At 58.1% G+C, this 3,663-nt stretch carries 2 protein-coding genes and 1 pseudogene; all 3 read right to left on the reverse strand.

Annotated elements, in window-relative coordinates:
- Positions 1-533 (reverse strand): annotated as a pseudogene (locus Q0216_RS07335) (multidrug transporter); the annotation flags it as partial.
- A gap of 205 nt (positions 534-738) precedes the next feature.
- Positions 739-1,809, reverse strand: a complete 1,071-nt coding sequence (cydB, locus tag Q0216_RS07340; protein ID WP_298594157.1) for a cytochrome d ubiquinol oxidase subunit II — start codon at positions 1,807-1,809, stop codon at positions 739-741.
- A 21-nt stretch (positions 1,810-1,830) separates the two neighbouring features.
- The gene (locus tag Q0216_RS07345; RefSeq protein ID WP_298594159.1) at positions 1,831-3,402 is read right to left on the reverse strand and encodes a cytochrome ubiquinol oxidase subunit I; all 1,572 of its coding nucleotides are present in this window, start codon (positions 3,400-3,402) and stop codon (positions 1,831-1,833) included.
- Positions 3,403-3,663 lie beyond the last annotated feature (261 nt).

Raw genomic sequence — 3,663 nt, forward strand, 5'->3', positions numbered from 1 at the left:
TTCTCGGGCCTCTTACCTTCGGGCACCGCGGCGTCCAGGGTCTCGCGGGCCTTGGGGTAGCATTCGGTGCGAAGCTTGTCCTCGGGGCTCATGCTCTCCCCCGAGTTGTAGGATATGGGGTCGGCTGCGTTGGGGTCTCGCTTCAGAAAGCCGTACTTCTGGGCGTACTCGACGTTCCAGGGGCCGTACTTTCGGCCCAAATCGCCACGCGGCGCGCTTTCAGAATAGGGAGCCTGGATGGTGTAGTTCTGCCCGTGTTCGGCGAAGCACTGCTTCATGGCAATCTGAAAGGCCGTGTACTCGTAGTTGGTGCGCTCGTAGTAGAGGTAATCGTCCAGGGGCATCTTCACGATGTCCTGCTCCGCATCAAAGATGGCGTGAACGCTTTCGTCACGTTCCAGCGGCGGGTTGAAAAGCGAGCATGCGCTCAGCGGGAGCACGCCGATGCAGAGCAGGGCGCCCGTGGTGAGCAGGCGGCGGCTCATGCCAGTGCGAGGGGCGGGTGCAGTGGAGCTGCGATTGAGGAACTTCATCGTTGAACACCTTTCATAAGAGTGAGTTGTTCACCACATTACACGTTCTGCTCCCTGTCGCGCTCGAATTTCGGGGGGGGTGTGCACCAAAAATTTTTATGACTTCTCTTCTCACCTACCTTGAATCCGCGCCCTCTCCGCAAATACAAAAATCCCCCGAACTTCTCAGCAGAGAAATTCGGGGGATTCTTCAATCAGCTACATGCTACTTGGTCGGCAGTTCAGCCAGTTCGGTAGCGTCGTGAACGTCGGGGATGTGATCCACGTGCAGACGCTTACGGAAGACCCAGTAGGTCCATGCCTGGTAGACGAAAACGACCGGCAGACCCAGCAAGGTCACGAAGGTCATAACGCCCAGGGTGTACTCGGAGCTGGATGCGTTCGCAATGGTGAGCGAGTATGCCGGGTCCAGGGTGGAGGGCAGAACGTTCGGGTACATTGCGGTGAAGATTGCCAGAGCGCCGAATGCGAGGAACACGGACAGACCAGCGAAAGCGCGGCCCTCACGGCCACCCTTTGCGGAAATCCAAGCAAACAGAACAGCAACCACAGCAAGGGCAGTGCACAGCAAGGAGATGCCGTTACCGCTGGTGAAGTCCAGGGCCAGAACCCATGCAACGATTGGCAGCAGCAGGAGGGGAGACCAGCGTACCAGGGTGTTGCGGGCACGGTCGCGGATGTCGCCGTCGGTCTTCAGGGCGATGAAGGCAAGACCCTGAACCAGGGAGAAGCCCACGAAGCCCAGACCGCCGAGCAGAACCGGCAGGGAGACCCATGCGAAGGGGCCGCCCACGCGGTCGCCGTTCTCGTTGATGGGCAGACCCATGGAGGTCAGACCCAGCAGCGCACCGACGAGCAGTGCGATACCGAAGGAGGAGACGGACAGAGCGATGGTCCAGTTACGAATCCACTTCTCGTCGTTCTTCTTACCGCGGTATTCGATGGCGACCACGCGCAGAATCAGGAAGACCAGCGCGAGGGTCAGGGGGATGTACAGAGCCGAGAAGAGGGCTGCGTACCAGATGGGGAATGCAGCGAACAGAGCTGCACCGCCGGACACAATCCACACCTCGTTACCGTCCCAGACGGGGCCGATGATGTTCAGCAGCAGACGACGTTCCTTCTCGTTCTTGGTGAACTTGGAACCCATCAGCATACCGACGCCCAGGTCGAAACCGTCCAGAATCAGGTACATGATGAAGAAAACACCAATGGCAACAAACCAGAGGGTGGGCAGGCCAGGCTGACCGGCAAAGATATTGAAATCAAAATTCATGGTGAATCAATCCTTACCCGCCTAGTAGGCGAACTCCAGCACATCGCGCTTGGACTTGTCGTTGGACTCGTCCTCGTGGGGCGACTGAACAAGCTCGGGCATTGCTCCCACCACACCGGCCTTGACGTACTTGATGAGCAGGTAAATCTCAACCACCATCAGCACGCCGTAGAGCAGACCCAGGGTGAGCAGGGAGAAGAGGATTTCTTCACCGGAAACACCCGGGGAGATAGCTGCTGCGGTGAACAGGTGGATCGAGGTGTCACCCTGAAGGTTCGGAGCCACAACGAAGGGCTGGCGGCCCATTTCGGTGAAGATCCAGCCGAGGGAGATAGCGAAGAAGGGAGCCAGGATAGACCAGACTGCAACACTCTTGAGCAGCTTGGACTCGGGAACGGTGCCCACGCCCTTCTTACGGGTAACCCACAGTGCGTAGAGGTACAACGGCACAACAATTGCGCCCAGGCCAATCATGCCGCGGAAGCCCCAGTAGGAGACCTCGAGGGAGGGCAGGTAGTCAATCCTCTGACCTGCACGCTCACCGTAGAGCGGGTTGTTGGACAGGTGGGTGCCGAACATAGCTTCATACTCGGGCACCAGGGTCTCGATGCCCTTCACCGGAGTGTCGAAGTTGTCGTGAGCCAGGAAGGACAGCACGCCGGGAACCTCGATGATGGTGTGGATCTTGTCGCAGCTCTGAGCGCCGAGCTCGCCGACGGTCAGAACGGAGAAGGCGGTGCCGTCGTGGCACGCAGCTTCTGCGGCAGCCATCTTCATGGGCTGCTCGTGGATCATCATCTGTGCCTGCAGGTGGCCGGATGCACCAACGCCGGCGAAGCCGATGAGGCCCACCACGGCGCCCAGGCGCAGGGACTTGAGCCAAACCTGGAAGTCCTTCTTGTCGCGTGCGCCCTTATCGGATTCACCAACAACGACCTTGCCGTCAACAACCTTGTCGATGCCGTCCTTGCGGCGGCGCCACAGCTTGTACCATGCGATACCGACCAGGAAGCCACCGGCAACCTGGATGGATGCGGTGATGACGTGAGAGAAGGTCACCCATGCGAGGGGGTTCATCAGCACTGCGCCGATGTCGGTCATCTGGGGACGACCGTCAATCATTTCTGCGCCGACGGGGTGCTGCATCCAGGAGTTTGCAACCAGAATGAAGAATCCAGAAATCCAGGAGCCGAGAACTGCCATGAACAGGCAGAAGGCGTGGACTGCGGGCTTGAGGCGGTCCCAGCCGAAGATCCACAGGCCGAGGAAGGTCGACTCAACGAAGAAGGCGAAGAGGCCTTCCATTGCCAGCGGAGCGCCGAAGACGTCGCCGACGAAGCGGGAGTATTCACTCCACGCCATGCCGAACTGGAATTCCTGAACCAGACCGGTGGCCACACCCATAGCGAAGTTAATGAGGTACAGCTTGCCCCAGAACTTCGTCATGCGCTTGTATTCGTCCTTCTTGGTACGAACGTAGCAAATGTACAGGTAGGTCACCACAAGGCCCAGACCCAGAGTCAGCGGAACCATGAAGAAGTGGTAGACGGTGGTGATACCGAACTGCCACCTACCAAAATCAAGGGGATCCATTGATAGGTCCTTACTATGTGTGTACTTAATGTGTGCTTGTGCCAGATTTCGGGTAGTCCTCCATCAATGGAGGGCGTACGAGAGTTACTGACACACTGTCTCTCATGCTTCTAAGGTACAGGGTTTTTCTGAGGAGCTGTGAGTATGCTGTGCATAGTATGGACGTTTATTGTTTGACGTTTCGCTAAAGGTACCTTGGACGTTATCCCTCGATGCGAGGGTGGTTAGAGGAATGAGACGCGATGGTGCCTTGCGGGGTTG

Origin of the sequence: uncultured Rothia sp. (genome assembly GCF_937976295.1) — a bacterium.
Taxonomy (GTDB): Bacteria; Actinomycetota; Actinomycetes; order Actinomycetales; family Micrococcaceae; genus Rothia.

Excerpts from the sequence above, each read along its gene's own strand:
- cydB (WP_298594157.1), bottom strand. The coding sequence starts at position 1,809 with ATGAATTTTGATTTCAATATCTTTGCCGGTCAGCCTGGCCTGCCCACC.
- Q0216_RS07345 (WP_298594159.1), bottom strand. The coding sequence starts at position 3,402 with ATGGATCCCCTTGATTTTGGTAGGTGGCAGTTCGGTATCACCACCGTC.